This is a genomic window from Synergistaceae bacterium (assembly GCA_017540085.1).
Classification (GTDB): domain Bacteria; phylum Synergistota; class Synergistia; order Synergistales; family Aminobacteriaceae; genus JAFUXM01.
This window is the reverse complement of the sequence record JAFYBQ010000009.1, coordinates 13535-31211: the sequence shown is the minus strand read 5'-3', so window position 1 is coordinate 31211 and position 17677 is coordinate 13535. Positions and strand designations below refer to the sequence as shown.

Below are 17677 nucleotides of genomic sequence, written 5' to 3'. Positions count from 1 at the left end.
GAGCAAAAAAACAGGGTGAGGATTATTTCACGCTCCCCGCCCTGCCGCTAAAGCTCCGCGCTAATTATTCTTCCAGTAGTCTGAATTTCTGTATGCCATAGTCTTGGCGTAGTAGTTGTACAGGGCTGTTACAGCGTTGTTGAGGCCGCTGTATTTCTCCGCGCCTGTCTCATTCAGCACCGCATATGCGTACGAGAGAGCCGAGGCTGTGATGACATACGTTGTACCGCCTGATGTTACGTTAATCGTGTATTTGTTGCCGAGCTTGTGCGCTGAGATTCCGCTTACTGTTACGGTGTACGTGTTATTGCCGGTGTCTGTTACGGTTATTCCGTCAGCCGCTGTTACTGTCGCGGAGGTGGCGCACGTGATGTAAACGTTAAGCGTTGTCGCGGAGTTCAGCTCAAGATCCATCTGCGCGGACTGGATTAATGTCTTGTTTATGTCGGTGTTCGTGAGGGCGTAATCTGCTACCGCTGTTTTTGCCTCTGCTACTGTATCATCTGAGTACGCTGTCGCCGCTGTCATTTCGGCGTAGTCCGTGTCGATTGTCCATTCGTGATAATCCGCTAGGGGAATCTGGACATAATGCCCGTAATCTTTGATGGCGTTGACGATGTTCAAAAGCGCGTCGCCCTCCTGAAGAGTCGTGTCAGCAAGCACCATGTCAATATAGTCGCTTGCACTGCATTTGTTGCTGACTGTGAGTCCGTCCCCGTATGCGAATGTCGCTGTGATTTTCTCGGCCATCTGTATTGAGTTTATCGGGCAGATGAAATATATTCCGTCTGAGTCCTCCGCGGCACTGCTCATCGCTATTGGGTCTCCTGCCGTGCCGTTTACCGTGAATGTCATAGCGGCGGTGCTGTATGTTGTTTTGTCCGGAACATTTACGTAGAACATGACTCCTATCTGCCCGCTCAGAAGCAGCGAATGCCCCTCAAACACTACTGTGTCATTCCCGTTTGTTATGCTCAACCCGGGATCGCAGGTGATATTGTCCAGAGTAAGAGCCGTGAGATTCGAGATGTCGAGGACTTTTGCTGACTCGTTGCCGCTTACGTCAAGTGCTGTAAGCCCGGTGAAGTGTTCTATCCCGGTGAAGTCCGCTATTCCCTTGTTGCTGAGGTTGAGTTCTGTTACGGCCTCAAGTGCTGATTTTGTCGGTGTCGCGCCGTAAGTCTCCGTTACGTATGAGCGGAAAATCTCATCGGGGAATGTAGATTTGTCAGCCGTGATTGTTTCAGCCGCCGTTACGGTGAAGGCTTTTATGCAGGCGTTCATGGGAGTCGGGCTTGATTGTCCTCTGAATGTTATTCCGTCGTAGCCGTCTGACCATGAGGATGGGAATGATGACCCGAAAGCAAAATAGCTCTCCCCAGAATTGATTACAGGCTGTGAATAATATCCCCCGCTTGTGTAAGATACTGTACGCTCAATCGCGATATTATATGTACCCGTGTTCAGTGTGTTGACGACAACCGCGAAATATTCGCCCTCGTCAAGTGCTACAGGGTCATCAAGCGTAATCACATGATACCCGGCGTAAGTCATTGTGCCTGTCTGCTTTGTGGCGGCTTCTTCAGCGGTTACAGTGAACCCGGACGGCTTCGTTGTTCCCAGCTTGTAGACATAGACACCGTAGCCCGCATTATTCTCTGTAGTGATGAGTGAGACCTGAGTCAGTGTTTCGTTCGCTCCTTCAGCCTTGAAGACATTGGCCGCCCAGCCCTCAGAGCCGCTGGTGCCGAACATACTGCACTGCCCTAAAGCGTCATGGTAATACACCGTCATGTTGTCCGTAACTGCCTCGCCGATATAGGCTGTAACGTCCGTGATGTTCTGCTCGTATGACATCCAGAAATATCCGCTGTTGCCCCATGTGCTGCCCCAGGAGTTACGCACTAGCCATGCTCCGTTGGCACTGGGTTTGCTGCTGGTGTCGAATTTTTCCGCGCTGAAATTGTCATCCCATCCCACGATAAGCACAGCGTGATTCGGGGTTGTTGTTGCCGGGTCGTAATACGTGTATGTATTGTCGTCATACTTGTAGTACGCTGACACATCAGAGCCGCTTGATGTTGCTGCTACAGTCTGCCTTGAATAGTAGCTTATCTGAACAGCTCCGTTATCCATGATTAATTGCTTGACCGTATCCCGGAGGCTTTCTGTCATTTTGCCGAGCGTGTATGCGTCATGAAGCCTCATAACAAGCGTGTAATCTTCCGGGCAAGCTGTCGCGGGGATAGTCTCCTGCATTGTGCTGACATCCGCGTCAATGCTTGTGTAGGGAAGCTCTGACTCATTCACCGGGACTGAAAGCCGAGACATTAATGCTATTACCTTGTCCGCGTTCGCGCCTTGGCCGAAAACAGGTCCGCCGACAAAATTGCCGTCCTTCATGGTAAATGAATGCCCGTCTCTCGGATCTTTGTACACGAACCACGACAAATGAAGCTCCGACAAATCCGGCTCGCTCCCGGTGAGATATGTCCCGCCCTGCATGAGGTAGTTGGACTCCAGTGCGCCTAGTGCCGCGTGCGCCCAGCATGTTCCGTATGAGCGTTGATTTCTGACTGAGGGAAGATAGCTTTTGCTGTTCACGTCCCGGAGGTCATACGATTCCGGGATAGTGGTATCGCCTACGTTCCTTGAGTCGCGCCTGATTACCGGGGGATTGCTTTCTAGGTGGGAGCGGTCTATAGGGCTTGGGACATAGCCGCCCTCGTAAGCAAGTGCTGAACATACAGACAACATGCACAAAATCACGGCCATGACGAAAACAGCCGGAAATTTTTTCGGTGAGAACATGAATTTTCCTCCTCTTTTTATGATAGATTTCTGGATATTGCCAAATCATAGCACAAACACAGCGGGCAATAATTATTTCACGCGGCGAAAATCCTTCAACAGCCACAAAATTACGCTCACGCACAATAATACATGATACAATTTCCGGCGAGGTGATATTAACATGAAGACAGCTGCAATATTTCTGATTGACGGCTTTGAAGAGACAGAAGCATTAACGACAGTAGACATACTCAGACGCGGAGGAGTCGTAGTAACAACAGCCTCACTCACAGGACGGCAGGAAGTCATCAGCAAGAACAAAATCCCGGTGAGGGCGGATGCAATGTTCGATGACGTGAAAGAGCAGAAATTCGACATGCTCATACTTCCGGGGGGGACTCTCACGATAAAGGATCATGACGGCCTTCAGGAACTCGTGAAGAAGTACCACGCCGAGGGGAAATTAATCGCGGCAATCTGCGCGGCACCGGCGGCACTGGGCAGAGCGGGAGTCCTCGCGGGAAAAACTGCGGTGTGCTATCCGGGACTCGAATCACATCTCACGGGCGCGAAAATTGGCTCTCACATCGTGGAAACTGACGGAAACATCACAACGGCGAAAGGCCCTGCGGTTACTCCGTTCTTTGCGCTGAAGCTGCTTGAGATTCTTGAGGGCAAAGCTATGGCTGATGAGGTCGCAGAAGCATTCCTGATTCCGCTCGTGTATAACAGGTAAAAATATTCCCCCCGGCTTCAGGGCTGAGGGGATTTTTTTGTGCGCTACAATGTGCTGTCAAGTATGCGGGAAATCACGCTGTCCATAATCCTGCGGCGTTCGCCTTTCGTGAGGTCTCTTAACGCCTCGTTGATTCTGTAGCGCAGGGATGAGTCATTCTTCCTGACTCCGGCGCATATCCCGGTGAAGCCGAGCTTGAAGCCTTCATTCTGCGGGAAGCGTATAACCTTTATGTTCTTGTACGTCAGCTCATAGGAGCGTCCTGTGTCAAGATTGATTACACTGCAATCCGCCCGGCCTGTAGTTACGGCCAACAGCATATCCGATACAGTATCGACAGCCGGAAGGGCTAACGCTCCCGGAAGCTGTGAGATTGCCGCGTAAAGGTTCGTGCTTCTCTGAGCCGTGAATTTCGCCCCCCGGAAGTCTGTCATCTTCTTTGCGATGGCGTAGGGGCTGTTGACGTTCACGATTACGGCGTATTCTGTGGAGCTGACCTCGTATGTGTCTGTGAATGAGATTAGCCGCCTGCGTCCGTTTGTGTCGAGCATACCGGAAAATATCGCGTCAATTTCTCCCTTCTGCAATGATGATATGAGGCTGTTCCACGAGATTTTATACACCTCAAGATCTGCTTCGAGCTTTTCGGCGACAAATTTCGCTACCTGTATGTCGTAGCCGTCAGCGTAATGCCCTTCATGATTCGAGATTGGGACAGTGTATTCTGTCGGGGTTCTCTCTTCCCAGTTGTTCGGGGCGTAATCACACTCAACACCGATCCTCAGCACGAATTTTTCGCGGGGCTTCTCTTTCTTCTCTCCTCCGAAATAAGCGAAGGCAAACGTACAGACCACAAGCACCAGCAACTCGGCAATATACTTTTTCATGACGTATCACTTCCTGCCCACTGAATTTTATTGCTGAAATTGTAGCGTATCACGCTGTATCAATGTCAACAAGTCATAATGCTGTTCACGAAATTCATACGGCATTTGCGTTCCTCAGTGCCGCCTGTTAAGCATCCTGCTGTTTACGCCGTCCATTATTCTCTGCCGTTCATGCTTGTCTATTCCTGCGATTGCAAGATTTATCCTGTGAAGAAGCTCCGAGTCTCCCTTCCTGACCGCCGCGCAGACTCCGTGAAAGCCCAGATTAAAGCCCTCATCCCCGGAAAACTTTACCAGCTTCAGGGGAGTATTTACCAGCTCATAATACTGCCCCGCTTCAATGTCAATCACAGCACCGTGAGCCTCACCCGACATAACAGCGTCAATCATTTCTTTGATTGTATCAACCGGCTTCATGTGAACGACTCCAGGTATCTGCTCTATAACGTCATCGAATTTTGTCCCTCTCTCGCCGATTATCTTTGCCCCGCTGAAGTGCTTTAACGTTTTCCCCGCGCTGAAAGGTGTTTCCCTGCGGGTTATTATTCCGTATTCGGTAACAGTTATCTCGTAAGGCTCTGAGAACGCCGCGACTTTCCTGCGGTCATGAGTGTCGAGCATTGATGAAAATATAGCGTCAATCTCTCCCCTGTTCAGGGACGGAAGCAAATCATTCCACGCGATTCGCTTTATCATGACATCATAATTCATGCGCTCGGCTATGAGCTTCACTATCTGAATGTCGTAGCCGTCAGCGTAATATCCCGCGTGATTCGACACGGGCAGGGTGTAGTCTGAGGATATAATTTCCTCCCAGTTATTTGGAGGGTACTCGCATTCAGCACCGATTATAAGAACAGGTTTTGCGGGCTTTGCCTCTTTTTTTGCGCCTAACATAAAAAACAGCGGCAGGCACATAAGCATAACGGTAAGAAAAACATACTTCTTCACGGCGTATCACTCCATGTATATCTATGTATATTATTCAGGGATAATATGAATACATAAAATTTTATCGCATGAAGGCATTTGTGTTCAACAATTATTTCACGAAACTAGCTGAATGTTCGCGCATTTTCTGAACGTCAAGAGGCTTCACCGTGTCAACAATCCACTCCCGCATTGATTTCCCCTCGTCCGTGTCCTGAGAGGCCGACAGAAATTCGAGGGTGATACCTAGATTTTTGGCTGCGTCATGAGCGATTAACGGCCAGACTTTTCCGATGTCGCCTACAATGGGTATGCTTCCCTCGTGCCGGGCGAACGCTGACATTTCCATGCGGAAGGGAATCTTTGCGGCTTTCGTTTTCGGGAGTCCTTTGTCGATTGCCTCCTGCACTGTTTTGTTGAGGTCAACGGCTTTCCGTAAATTTTCGTCAAGGTCAATGCGGATTAATGCCTTGTCCTTTAGGCTGTACGTATTCTGCCCTGAGTGCCAAGCCCAGATTCCGTGCCCTGTGTAGCATTCAAACGGGCCGTCGTGAATTTCCTGCGTCAACGCCACAGCCGACTCAATAATCACATCACAGTCAGCAAGCATACGCGATATTCTCATGGAACGCTGAGAGACGGGAATAGAGTCGCCGATTGACATTCCGACAGCCCCCCCGCCGACAAGCTGAGGGATCGTAACCATCACGGGAATATTCCTGCGTGAGGCCGCTCCCAGCATAGTGCGCTCATCACAGCCCCAGCCCGCGACAGTCTCAAAGGGAAGCCCGTACATTCTCGCGAGGGCTAAGACTTCATGCGCGAGTCTCTCAGTGTAGAGTCCCATAGGGTAGGCCATATTTCCGGCGGCCTTTATGATTTCGTTTACGTGCGGAAGATTCCTGCCGCGTTCGAGAAGGTCATCATCAAGCGGCATTTCGCGCCTCAGTGCGTCAAGCTCAGAGTCATTCATGCAGGTGAACTCAAAGACATCTCCCCGCGGCATTTTGGCCATATCCATGCCGAGGGCTTCAGCGTCAACACGGTAAACCCTGTCGAGACTTCCGGCCATTTCGTGAGCGACAACCGCCGAGCTTGTAGACACAGCGTCAACGAGTCCAACCCGGATTAATTCTGCGATGAGAGTCGTTACGCCCTCATGAATGTTAGGGCCTGAGCCGGTTACTACCATTACGCGCCCGCCGTGAAGTTTTGCGTCTGTGATTCTTTTTACTGCTGAGGTGAGAGCCTCCCGCGAACGTTCGTCAAGTGAATCGCGGAAGTAATCAAGCTGTGAGAGTCCGAATAAATTTGACATGAAAAAATCCCTCCTTACTAATGAATATTATCACCGCAAGGAAGGATTCATGTTATACATATTTGAACGCTGTCCCATACATTATGATTTCCGCCGCGCCCCCTGCGACCTGCGGAGTCGCTATCATTACCCCGTAAACACCGTCAGCCCCGAATCTTTCGGCCTCGCCTATGAGTCTTTTGCGGGCAACCTCGATTCCTTTCTGTATCATGGCCGTGTAGCCTGAGAGTTCGCCGCCGACAGTAAGATTCGTGAGGGTAGCCGCTGTGTCTTTGAAGAAATTTGAGCTTAGGCAGGATACTCCGTATATAATGCCGATGTCCTGAGTCCCCGCCGGAGGAAATGCCCGCGTGCTTAATGTGATTCCGCCTGCGCTGTTTTCGCTCATGCTGTAGTGCCGTTACAGAAGACTTATAAAAAGTTATCAGCTTTTTAACTTTTGCGCTTCTTTCCTCATTCATCGCGTCCGCTTTCGCTGTTGTTACTGGCTATTCACGTTTGGTATGACGCTCCAGAGGCTTCAATTCCCCGCTAACGTACGGGTACATATCAATAATTCCGTGTCAGTGGCTGATTATTGATTTCCCATATTGATACAAATTTATGCTGGCATTCAAATCCCGGTCAATCACAGCCCCGCATTTTTCACAGTGATATGTTCTGTCCGAGAGCTTCAAATCTTTCTTGACGTTCCCACAAAATGAACATGTCTTAGAGCTTGCGTAAAACCTATCCGCCGTGATTAGCCTTATGCCGTGCCATGAACATTTGTACTGCATTATCCTGTAAAACTCCGCAAATTTCTGTTCCTGTACAGCACGCGCCAGATGTTTATTTTTCATCATTCCTGATACATTCAAATCTTCCATGACAATAAAACTTGGCTCTCGCTTTATTATCTCTGTCGTAACTTGCTGAATGTAATTTGTCCTGATGTCCGTTAGCTTATGGGTTATGCGTAAAAGCTGCTTTTCACTTTTTACAATGTTGCCTGTCTTCTGGTAACTTTCTCCTTTCTTGTTCTTTTCGTATTTACGTGAGATTTTGCGCTGCAACCTTCGCTGTTTCTTCTTGAGCCGTCTCACTCGGCTTGTCTTGTTGATATTTCCATAAACATGGCCTGTACTGCATATCGCAAGTCTTTAACTCCTAAATCAATACCGATACCGTCATTTGTGCTTGCTACAGGTTCACGAGTCTCAATCTCAATTCCGACAGTCAGAAAACAATTCAGCCCGTCATAACTTATTCGCGGATTGCTATATTTTGCGGCACTCGGCACTCGGTCATGCTCGGCCATTCTGAACCAGTTTGCACTCTGGCGGTTCTTCTTTTTGCTTGTCGCTATACTTTCTAGCTTTACATGTGTTGCCGTGAACTTTATCTTTACCGGGTCTGCATAAAAACTAGGCTTATTGCGCTTACGGCTCTTATATTTCGGGTGTTCCGCAAGTCCTCTGAAAAACTTTTGATATGCTGTTACTGCGTCTTTCACTGCCTGCTTGCATACGTTGTTACTTATCGTGTAAAGCCATTGATTATTCGGCTCATTCTTGTACTCCGTGAAACGTCTGCGTAATTCATAGTCTGACAGCAATTTTCCGCCCTCAGCATGATTTTTACTTTCCTGTTCCAATGCCCAGTTGTATGCGTATCTCGCGCTTCCTGCAAACTGAAATAACCGTGTCTGCTGTTTATCGTTGGGAATTAACATTACCCGCAATGTTTTTAGCTGTGATAGCTGTATATTTGAGTTCTTCCGGCTGTATAACCGTAATACTTTCTCTGTGCCGACTTACCCAGCGCGAAATAGTGTCGAGGCTCTCAAGCTCCGCGCTGAAAACGTAATTTCCGCTTCCGTCATCCGCCGGGATTAATGTCTGCGATATGTCCCACTGAGATTTACGGGCTTCCGCGACAAATTCAGGGGATATGATGAGTTTGACCTCGTATTTCTTGATGACAACGGGCTGTGCGGGCTGAGGGGGCATTGAGATTATCACGGGCTGTGAGGCTTGCGGAAGTGCCTGAGTCCGTCCCCTGAACAAAGGTATTAATATCCTCGCCAGAAGCGCAATGAACACTAACGCCCCGGCCATGATGATATATATCTTGTATTTCGCGAACATGTACTGCCATTCCGACATCCACGGAACGCGGGAGTCCTCCGGCAAATCTCGCAGCCTCTCAATCTCATAATGCACCGCCTCCGGGTCTTTGCTTCTGTCGCCGAAAAGCTGAGACAAATATCGCTCCGGCAAATCATTCATCACAAAGAGAATATCATTCACCGAAAGTTTTGACGCTGTATTACGCGCTGAGGGTGTGAGACGCTTTGACATCCACGACAATATTTCGAGGGACTGCGAATCGGGCTGGAATTTCTCCCACACATCGCGGGGGAACAGCGCGTAGAAGTCGTAATACTGAGTCCCGGCAAGTTTCAGCCATTCGACAGCCTGCTCTGTGTTTTCCTGCTGTAGAACCTGCATTAGCCTGCGGAAATTCTGAGGTGAGGACTCGCGGATTCTTTCGCCGAAATTCCCGATGACGTAATCATATTTATCATGGCCGAGAATCTCAACCGCCGCCGATATTCTTTCAGCAAACTGCATAGCCTCCGTATCGCTGAGTCCCGCGCTGAGAGCCTGAACACGTGAGTCATTCGCAAAAGTTTCAGCGTTCTTTCTTGCAGTCTGAAGCATTCCGTAAGACGACACAAAGACATCCATCACATATGGCTCCATAACGTCCCAATACACCGCTGGCATTTCGCGTGAATACATGTTCATGTTGCGCTCGGTGAGCATTCTCCGCACGTCTTCTTCAGCGTTCCAGGCGATAGAGGCTACATCATACAGAGACCATGCGAGCATTACCGGCCCTACAAGGGGGAGAGTCTTACCGATTAATTTCCCGGCGGCACTTGCGGCAACCTTCTTGAATACAGTAGCCTTCCCCGCGTATTTGGCGAGATACTTCACGAGCTGTTTGCGGAAAAGCAGAGAGATTCCTGCGGCGGCTGTGGCACCTGTGATTTTGAGGTCGGGATATTTTGCGGTGAGGGTGTCGCTGATTTCGTCGAGGATTCTTTCTCCGCTGTCTTGGGCGGCTGTGCTCTGGCGGATATATGCCCTCATCATCGGATTTCTGTCGGCGGCTATGAGCATGATGCTTGCGCGCTTGTAGAAGTCAGACAAATCCCCCTGCAATGACTCGCCCCATTTGTCCTCGACATCACGCAGGAAATCGTCATACGTCTCGGCAAAATTGAACGCCGTGGCCTCCTGAATGTCATTGACGATGTTGCCGATATTCGCGCCGAGCCTGAGTCCCTTAGTCCCCCAGAGCATTCCGCCGGTTTTGTCCTGAAATGCGCGGTCAATGGCCTTTTCGAGCTTGTCATTCATTCCGAGAGCCTGCCACCTTGCGCGGTATAATCTGAGGAAGTTAGCCCGGCTTTTCTTGAGGCCGTCCCGGAAATTCACCCGGTCAACTTCAGGAACATTCCCTATCTCATTTATTGCCCGGTCAATGTCGGCGTTTCTCTCTGTCTCTGTCCTCATGATGTTGTCATCTGCCCATGAGACAGCGCAGAGAGCCATAACTATGAACAGCGTGGTGATTTTACGCATGAATTTTTCCTCCTAATGTCCTTCGTGTATGCGGAATGTTTTTGGTGTTGCTGACGGTGAGTCCGGCTTGATGTCCGGGCTTGTGATGTCGCGTGATACTACGGGGGCTGTTTCGGGCGGGTAATGTTCAGGGAGCGTGTCTGACTCATACAGTACTTCCTCGAACCTGTCAAACTCCCTGTTGCTTGTGCCGAGTATAAATTTGCCGTAACGTGTGAGAACGTCATCAACGGTATAATTTTTCCCTTCCGCGACAACTTCCTCGACTCTTGCTATTTTGTCGGCAAACAAATTCCGCTCTGATTCTTGGAGGCCCCGCGACAATTCATTGATACGGACGGCGCGTTTTGTGAGAAGCTCCTCTGACTTTATCAGCATGGCCGCGAAGTCCTCGAAATCTTCCTGCTTTGAGTCGCGTATAAATTCGCCGTGCTGTGTGAGAATGTCATCAAGCGTGTAATTTTTCTTGTCGACTATTTGCAGAATGTCCGCGATTCTGTTTGTGAAAATTCTTTCTTTCGGTTTCTTCAGACCCTGCGTCAGTAGCTTGAATTTTGCGTTTTCTGACACTGCCAGACCTTTCTCAATGCTTTCGGAAAGTGAGTTATAGGCGAATATATACGTGTCCCGGACGTAAGACTCTATTCCGTCCCAGTACACTAACGGCACTTCTTCAGAGTACATGGCGTTGTAGGACTCGAAAATTTTTGTCCTGATTGTGTCTTCAGCGTCCGCGAGCATGGAATACATATCCCACGCAGACCAGGCCAGCATAGCCCATCCGATTACGGGAACGGCAGCCCCCACCGCTTTTCCCAGCGCAGACCCGGCCAATTTCCGCCCTGCAATTTTCACGATTTGTTTTTGCAGCTGCTTGCGTGCCAGAACCATAAGCCCGCCTCCGATTATCCCCGCCCCTGAAACCGTGAACGTGCCATATTTCCCGGAAAGCTCAGACGATATGCGAGCCATCACCGATTTCCCGTTGTCCTCCGTTATTCGGTCGTAATCCTGCCGGAGGAATGCCTGCGCCATCGGATTGGAGGAAAGCTCGAAATACATAGACTCGTTCTGCCGCTTGTAGAAGTCCATAATGTTAGATCTCAGCTTTTCGCCCCAGTTGTCTTCAAGCTCGGACAGAAATTTGTCGTAATCCGCCGCGAATTTGTACTCCGCCGCCTGCTGAATCTTCTCCTGAATGTTGTCGTAATTCGAGACAAGCTGCGCCCTCATAGTACCCCACATGAGATTTTCTGTCTGCTCGGTGAATGCCTCCTCAACAGCCCGCTTCAGTTTTCCGGGAAGGCCGAAAAGCTCCCACTGTGTTTTGTACAGCGTGAGGAAGTCTAATTTTGTCCGGGACATCGGAATTTTGCTGAGGTCAATTTCAGCTGCCGACAAATTTCCCGTCAGCAGAAACAACAGCGCAATTAACGCCAGTACACGCAGAAATTTCACGCATGATACATCCCCTTCACGTTAAGTATTGGAATTGCAGGGAATTATACCAATTCACACCGCCCGCTTAGGCGTGATTTGCTTTTTCCGCAGGATTACAGATTCGCACGGCTGCCCGCTCACCTTCCGGCAGAAGTTCCGGGTCATCGTGCGTAATGTCAATGTCGTATTCCGCCCTCATTCCGTAAATATCGACAAGGGCATCAAGAACAGCACCCCTTAGCCCGCGTATGTCCGATCCCGTCTCAGGCAGTATCATAATCCTGTAACTGTCGCGCCCCGTCTGAATGAGCCGGAAATCTCTTACTTCCGGGATTTTCATTACACGCGCCGTTAATGCCTCTTCTGTTACTTCATGGCCGTTGGGAGTCCTCGTTATCGTGATTTTTCCCCCCTGAGATAAACATACCAGTACGCAAGCCCGACAAACACACAGCCCCCGATTATGTTCCCGATTGTTACGGGGATTAGATTCCGCGTGAACATGCTGACCCATCCGAGAGCGTCAATATTCGCCTGAGAGACTCCAATCTCAATAGCCTTTGCGACATACAGCGGTGATGATTTCGCGATTATCCCCGCCGGAATGTAGTACATGTTTGCTACTGAATGCTCAAATCCTGACGCTATGAACACCCACACAGGGAAGAACGCGCAAATTGCCTTAGTGATTCCGTCCTTTGCGCCGAACGACATCCACACCGCAAGGCACACAAGCCAGTTACACAAAATCCCAAGCGTTACGGTCTCAGTGAATGAGAGAGATATTTTTCCTGCTGCGACTTTGAGCGTGAAAGCTCCGAGAAGTCCGGCTGACATGTTCCACTGCCCCGACAATGACACGAGGCAGGCGACAATGAGACTCCCCGCGAAATTTCCGAGATACACGATCAGCCATGAGGATAATAATTCGGTGAGGGTGATACGTTTTTTGACGAGGGGAATAATCATGAGGCAGTTGCCCGTGAAGAGTTCCGCCCCGGCCATGAGTACGGCGATTAATCCGGCGGGGAATATCAATCCGGCTGTGAGCTTTGCGGCGGCTGGGTCTGTGATTGTGTGGGTAACGAGACTCGCGGCCTGCGATCCGAACGCGATAAACGCCCCGGCGAGAATGCCGAGAAGAAATTTTGCGGGCAGGGTCATTCCGGCCTTCCTGATTCCGATATTGACGGCTGAGTCTGCGATTTCTGACGGTGAACTGTACACTTTTATGCGCCTCCCTATAGACAGTTGCATTTGATGGGATTATAGCGCAGGTGATAAGCTCACGGGAGATGACAAACGTTAAGGGCTGTGAAAATTTTGCGGAGGAAAAGTGAAAACGGTGAATAAATTTCGGCACAATAAACAATCGGACAAGCCCATGTGCTATAATTCATTCTGTCTGAAATAAACTAAGCATTCGGCTGATGCTGGAGGCATTTTGCCCTGACTTGTCCTGTGTCAATTATAGCATAGCGCGGTTAAGGGCGTATCTTTGCCGTGTGCGCTTGAGAGTTTGCGCTGAGGTTGTCGAATCAGCCCGGCGCATTTTCTGTATTATCACCGTGAGCAAAACACCCCTAAGCTGACCGCTTGAGTCTCTATACTGAGTCAGCAAAAGGAGGAATATACAGTGTCAAAATCAATGTCATCATTACGAATCGAGAGGCTCAACCGTCTTCTTGGAGTCCTGAAATCGGAGGACTACATTTCCCGCGAGGCTCTCATGGCTGAGTGCGCTTACGTGTCAGGCCGGACGCTTGAGAGCGATATACGTTTCCTGCGCGAGTCGTTCGGCGCAAAAATCCGCTTCAGCCGCAGGAACATGGCATATCATCTTGAGGATACCGGGAAATACATTCTCGCCGGAGCAAAACACGCCTAAGGTGTCGTTATGCCCTTGTAGAATCTGTGCATATTAAGGAGGTAGATACGCAATGAGCAAGGAAATACGGAGCGTTGAAGATATTGACCCGAAATATCAGAAAGATTACTCGGACGACTCTTTCTGGGACAAGGTGAAAGGAGTCCTCAAGGCCGCGGGGCTTCCGTTAATCTACAAGGCCATTCAGCTTTACTACGTCATGAAGCGTCCCGACTGCCCTATTCACATAAAGGCGGCAATAGTGGCGACACTGGGCTACTTCATTTCGCCGATTGACATAATCCCGGACTTTATTCCGTTCGTGGGATTCACTGATGACTTAGCGGCGATTGCGGCGGCTCTGATTATGGCGCAGATGTATGTCAATGATGAGGTCAAACGGCAGGCGCGGGAAATGATAGACAGCATATTTGGCCCGGGAACATCGGACGGCCTCGACTGATGGCGTTCCATTGCCGGAAGTGCGGAAAGTGCTGCGAGTGCTTCAGGTTTTTCCCGGAGGACAGCCGGGAGCGCAGGACTCTCGACAGCGGGGACGGGACATGCAGGTATTTCGACCGTGAGTCCCGCCTCTGCTCCATCTACGACAGAAGGCCGATAATCTGCGACAACGAGCGCTATTACGCCGAATGCCTCAAGGACACAATGACACGCGGGGAATTTGACGCTCTACTCAATGAATACTGCGAAAAGATCAGGAGTGATGAAATTTGAGAGACTGGGCAAAAATTAATTTCGTCAGGGACAGGAAAGCCGCAAATGACGAGGCCGAAAATATCCGTAACCTTGTCGCGAATCATCTTTACCCTGAGAGATTCACGATGCCTTTGACGCTTCAGTTTGAGCTTACCGCGCACTGCAATGTTCACTGCAAGCACTGCTACAACGTTTCCGGGGAAGACAATTCCGGCCATGACCCAATGACCCCGGAACGCTGGAAGGATTTTGCCCGCTACATCGTGAATCACGGCGGGATATTCCAGTGCGTTATATCGGGAGGCGAGCCGCTGTTATTGGGCGATGACCTTTTCGGAATTATGGACATCCTTCACGATGACGGGACATCATTTCTCGTAATCTCCAACGGCTTATTGATGACTCAGGAAAAGGCCAGGCGTTTCACAAAATACCGCTGGAAGTGGTTTCAGGTCTCAATAGACGGAGTTACACGTGAAAGGCATGATGACTTCAGGCAGAGGGCGGGAAGCTGGGACAAGGCAGTGGAGGCCGTCTTCATGCTGACGAATCTGGGAATCCCCGTAACGATAGCCCACACAGTAACCCCCGCGAACCTTCACGAGGTCGACTCAATGTGCGAGCTTGCCTACGAGTTAGGCGCGTCCGGGATAATTCTGGGCGAGGTCATGCCAAGCGGACGGAGCTGGCTCAATCCCGAAATCATGATGACGCGGGAACAGCGCAATATTCTCGGCGAGGCCGTCAGCGTCAACACGCAGAAATACGCCGGGAGAATGTCGGTACAGAGAAGCTCCGGGACAAAGATACAGCTTCTGCGGGACATGAGTACGCCCAACACGGGAGCGATTATCCGCCCGAACGGTGATATAAGGCTGGACTGCGTTGCGCCGTTCGTCATCGGGAATGTGATTGAGGATGATTTTTTTGACGTGTGGAATGCCAAAGCCCATGACGCTTGGACGAGGCCGGAAGTATTGAAGTATGTAGCCTCATGGGAGGATGAGGAGGAAATCAATCACGGGCTGAGGAATTATTCTGACGCTGACGTGAGATTATAGAGAGGAGGAATATATATCTTGAGGGAGTACAGGAAGCCGGAAGTAACAAATATAGCAGAGACCGCCGGGGGAAGGGTTGTGCCTCTTGCTGTAGGGCTTGCGATGGTGGGAGGCTATGCAATCGCAAAGGCTGTGAAAAACGCTATGGACGCACACCGGATTTTTTCGTCTGACTTGCGTGTGCCTGAGTGCGTAATGGAGTAAGGCAATGACAGCGGCATATGATTTCCTGAAGGATTATATCCCCGTTCACAGTGCCTTGAAGACTCGCAATGAAGGCGAATTTCTCATAGCCTCGAACCGTAACAGCGAGATATATTACCTCAACGGAACGGCGCGGGAAATGTGGAATATTCTTGACGGCAATATGACGATTGAAGGGCTTTGCGCTGAAATTCTCGGTGAGTATGAAGTTGACCGCGAGACCCTCGAACGCGATATAGTGAGTTTCATACGCGATATGCAATGGAAGAAATTAATACGTCTGAAGAAAGGAGCAATATCATCATGAAAGAGTACATTACACCGTCAGTTACGGGAGGGGCTGAAGGCGGCTTTGCGTTCCCGGCGGCATTGATTGCGGGCGTTACGATGGCGAAAGTTGCGGCGGCATTTGCGGGGGGCGTTGCGGCGGCTCTGCTGACCTCAAAATCAGGGGACAAAAGCGTTGCAGGGGGACTTCCCGCACTAGAACCCTGCCTCGACTAGGGGGACACGGCCATGAAGGAATACATGAAGGAATATCGTTCGCCGACTGTTACAGGTCGCAGGACGGGGAACAGCTACAGCATAGCGTTCACCGTTGTCCAGGCAATTAATGCAATGCTTAAGCCTGACCCTGACCCGAAACCGTTTTCATCAATAGTTTCATCAATAGCGCTCGCAGTTACGGACATAGCTTCTGCCGGAGGCGCGCTCGAACCCTGCCTCGACTGACCGAACGGAATATATTTCTGCCTCAGCCCGAAAAGCCGGGGCAGTTCGTTCCCGAAAGGATGACTCACTATGAGCAAATACAATCTCAGGCTCGTATTATCTGACAGGTGCAATTACCGCTGTGTGTTCTGCTCCCATGACTTCAACAGGTGCCGGAATAGAGATATTCCCCCCGGCTTCCTGAAAGAATGCGTGAAAGTTTTTGCCTCGCTCGGCGGGGAAAAAGTCGCTTACACTGGCGGAGAGCCGCTAATCTTCCCTCACCTTCTGGACATCATGAGGCTGTCAAAATCCCTCGGACTCACTAACGCAATCACCACAAACGGATCTATGCTCCCCCTTCAGCCTGAAGAGTTTTACTCCCTCACAGACTCCCTGAATATCTCTGTGCCTTCATTCGTCCCGGAAGAATATTCACGCCTCACGTCATCAGAATACAGCCCCGCGGACATAATTCACAGTGCCGTAAAAGCTGCCGGGCATGGCCTCCGCGTGAAGATCAACACCGTTTTCGCACGGCAGAATCCAGACTCAATAAGGCGCATGGCCGAAGCTCTATTGCCTCACGGGATAATAATCAAGCTCATGAATGACATGACAGCGGACGAGGAATATTACCGCGAATTTCTTGGATTCGCCGAAATTTTCAGGGACGACACGCGTGTAGAAATTGAGAGCGCGAAAAATCCCGGCCTCGAAATGTGCCGCGAATGCCGAATCCCTCACCCTACAGGCTGCCCTTCATGCCGTTCTGTGTGGGTATACCCTGACGGAAGAATCACTTTATGCCCGTTCGATGATACAGGGAGTTTCTTGGAAGCGGGGCATGATAATATATTGGAGCATATAGCAGACTTAATGAACAGGAGATAATTTTACCTTGGACAGAAAAACAATACTCGGACTTTTAATCAATAAGCTGAAGGAAAATATATCGTCCTCAAATGAGGGTATCGAAATGCAGAAGGAATATCTTGCAGATCAGCCCGGCCCAATGCAGAGCCGTTACGACAGCGCATTAGTTGAAGGACAGTGGCAGCTCTCGGAAATGAAGAAGAGCCATAACGAAATGGAGAAAGCATTATCCCTTCTTGAGGCGGAAATTTCACGGACAGGCGGCGAAATTATCGCTAACGGCTCAATCATCATCCTTAAACAGAACGGAGCGCATAACGGCTATATACTGCTTGACGCGAAAGGCGCGGCGGGAGTCTCAGTCGTCCACGAGGGCAGGAAATACACGGCCATAACTCCGCAGAGTCCGTTAGGGAAAGTTCTTGCGGGAAGGAAAAAGGGCGATACCGTAGAATTTCGCACGTCAAAAATTATGCGCTGCACAGTGGAGGAAGTGTTGTAG

The 17677-nt window shown here is 50.1% G+C and carries 22 protein-coding genes; 11 read left to right on the top strand and 11 right to left on the bottom strand.

What is annotated here, in order from left to right; translation table 11 throughout:
- Window positions 1–60: 60 nt before the first annotated feature.
- The gene (locus IKQ95_01585; protein MBR4195386.1) at window positions 61–2811 is read right to left on the bottom strand and encodes a hypothetical protein; all 2751 of its coding nucleotides are present in this window, start codon (window positions 2809–2811) and stop codon (window positions 61–63) included.
- A 163-nt stretch (window positions 2812–2974) separates the two neighbouring features.
- Here IKQ95_01585 and IKQ95_01580 point away from each other — a divergent pair, with 163 nt between their 5' ends.
- Window positions 2975–3529, top strand: a complete 555-nt coding sequence (locus IKQ95_01580) for a DJ-1/PfpI family protein (protein ID MBR4195385.1) — start codon at window positions 2975–2977, stop codon at window positions 3527–3529.
- Between the two features lie 44 nt (window positions 3530–3573).
- On the opposite strand, the gene IKQ95_01575 is transcribed toward IKQ95_01580, so the two are convergent.
- The 10 genes from IKQ95_01575 to IKQ95_01530 all read right to left on the bottom strand — a co-directional run bounded on the left by IKQ95_01575 (window position 3574) and on the right by IKQ95_01530 (window position 12996).
- On the bottom strand, window positions 3574–4416 hold the full coding sequence (locus IKQ95_01575) for a transporter substrate-binding domain-containing protein (GenBank protein MBR4195384.1): 843 nt from the start codon (window positions 4414–4416) through the stop codon (window positions 3574–3576).
- A 114-nt stretch (window positions 4417–4530) separates the two neighbouring features.
- A complete protein-coding gene (locus IKQ95_01570) occupies window positions 4531–5367 on the bottom strand; it encodes a transporter substrate-binding domain-containing protein (protein ID MBR4195383.1) in 837 nt (278 codons plus the stop codon).
- Between the two features lie 91 nt (window positions 5368–5458).
- Complete coding sequence (locus IKQ95_01565; GenBank protein ID MBR4195382.1) at window positions 5459–6664, bottom strand: hypothetical protein; 1206 nt, start codon at window positions 6662–6664, stop codon at window positions 5459–5461.
- Between the two features lie 52 nt (window positions 6665–6716).
- Window positions 6717–7052 (bottom strand): heavy metal-binding domain-containing protein, encoded by a 336-nt coding sequence (locus IKQ95_01560; GenBank protein MBR4195381.1) that lies wholly within the window; start codon window positions 7050–7052, stop codon window positions 6717–6719.
- Window positions 7053–7227: 175 nt separating this feature from the next.
- Window positions 7228–7719 carry a transposase gene (locus IKQ95_01555; GenBank protein ID MBR4195380.1) on the bottom strand — a complete coding sequence of 164 codons (492 nt, stop codon included), beginning with the start codon at window positions 7717–7719 and terminating at the stop codon, window positions 7228–7230.
- A 26-nt stretch (window positions 7720–7745) separates the two neighbouring features.
- Window positions 7746–8387, bottom strand: coding sequence for a helix-turn-helix domain-containing protein (locus IKQ95_01550; GenBank protein MBR4195379.1), 642 nt, complete (start codon window positions 8385–8387; stop codon window positions 7746–7748).
- The gene (locus IKQ95_01545) at window positions 8359–10299 is read right to left on the bottom strand and encodes a WYL domain-containing protein (GenBank protein MBR4195378.1); all 1941 of its coding nucleotides are present in this window, start codon (window positions 10297–10299) and stop codon (window positions 8359–8361) included. Before IKQ95_01545 ends, IKQ95_01550 begins: the two co-directional genes overlap by 29 nt.
- 12 nt (window positions 10300–10311) lie before the next feature.
- Window positions 10312–11757, bottom strand: coding sequence for a hypothetical protein (locus IKQ95_01540; GenBank protein MBR4195377.1), 1446 nt, complete (start codon window positions 11755–11757; stop codon window positions 10312–10314).
- 67 nt (window positions 11758–11824) lie between these two features.
- On the bottom strand, window positions 11825–12079 hold the full coding sequence (locus IKQ95_01535) for a hypothetical protein (GenBank protein MBR4195376.1): 255 nt from the start codon (window positions 12077–12079) through the stop codon (window positions 11825–11827).
- Between the two features lie 53 nt (window positions 12080–12132).
- The gene (locus IKQ95_01530) at window positions 12133–12996 is read right to left on the bottom strand and encodes a formate/nitrite transporter family protein (protein ID MBR4195375.1); all 864 of its coding nucleotides are present in this window, start codon (window positions 12994–12996) and stop codon (window positions 12133–12135) included.
- Window positions 12997–13375: 379 nt separating this feature from the next.
- On the opposite strand from IKQ95_01530, the gene IKQ95_01525 reads away from it, so the two are divergent.
- The 10 genes from IKQ95_01525 to IKQ95_01480 all read left to right on the top strand — a co-directional run bounded on the left by IKQ95_01525 (window position 13376) and on the right by IKQ95_01480 (window position 17677).
- The gene (locus tag IKQ95_01525) at window positions 13376–13627 is read left to right on the top strand and encodes a hypothetical protein (protein ID MBR4195374.1); all 252 of its coding nucleotides are present in this window, start codon (window positions 13376–13378) and stop codon (window positions 13625–13627) included.
- Between the two features lie 52 nt (window positions 13628–13679).
- Window positions 13680–14069, top strand: coding sequence for a DUF1232 domain-containing protein (locus tag IKQ95_01520; protein ID MBR4195373.1), 390 nt, complete (start codon window positions 13680–13682; stop codon window positions 14067–14069).
- Window positions 14069–14341, top strand: a complete 273-nt coding sequence (locus IKQ95_01515) for a YkgJ family cysteine cluster protein (GenBank protein ID MBR4195372.1) — start codon at window positions 14069–14071, stop codon at window positions 14339–14341. Before IKQ95_01520 ends, IKQ95_01515 begins: the two co-directional genes overlap by 1 nt.
- A complete protein-coding gene (locus tag IKQ95_01510) occupies window positions 14338–15384 on the top strand; it encodes a radical SAM protein (GenBank protein MBR4195371.1) in 1047 nt (348 codons plus the stop codon). Before IKQ95_01515 ends, IKQ95_01510 begins: the two co-directional genes overlap by 4 nt.
- A gap of 18 nt (window positions 15385–15402) precedes the next feature.
- Window positions 15403–15588 carry a hypothetical protein gene (locus IKQ95_01505; protein MBR4195370.1) on the top strand — a complete coding sequence of 62 codons (186 nt, stop codon included), beginning with the start codon at window positions 15403–15405 and terminating at the stop codon, window positions 15586–15588.
- Between the two features lie 4 nt (window positions 15589–15592).
- A complete protein-coding gene (locus IKQ95_01500) occupies window positions 15593–15895 on the top strand; it encodes a PqqD family protein (GenBank protein MBR4195369.1) in 303 nt (100 codons plus the stop codon).
- Window positions 15892–16092 carry a hypothetical protein gene (locus IKQ95_01495; protein ID MBR4195368.1) on the top strand — a complete coding sequence of 67 codons (201 nt, stop codon included), beginning with the start codon at window positions 15892–15894 and terminating at the stop codon, window positions 16090–16092. The genes IKQ95_01500 and IKQ95_01495 overlap by 4 nt, the downstream gene beginning before the upstream one ends.
- A gap of 12 nt (window positions 16093–16104) precedes the next feature.
- Window positions 16105–16320 carry a hypothetical protein gene (locus IKQ95_01490; GenBank protein ID MBR4195367.1) on the top strand — a complete coding sequence of 72 codons (216 nt, stop codon included), beginning with the start codon at window positions 16105–16107 and terminating at the stop codon, window positions 16318–16320.
- A gap of 69 nt (window positions 16321–16389) precedes the next feature.
- Entirely contained in the window at window positions 16390–17193 is an 804-nt protein-coding gene (locus IKQ95_01485; protein ID MBR4195366.1) for a radical SAM protein, read from the top strand.
- A 7-nt stretch (window positions 17194–17200) separates the two neighbouring features.
- Complete coding sequence (locus IKQ95_01480; protein ID MBR4195365.1) at window positions 17201–17677, top strand: GreA/GreB family elongation factor; 477 nt, start codon at window positions 17201–17203, stop codon at window positions 17675–17677.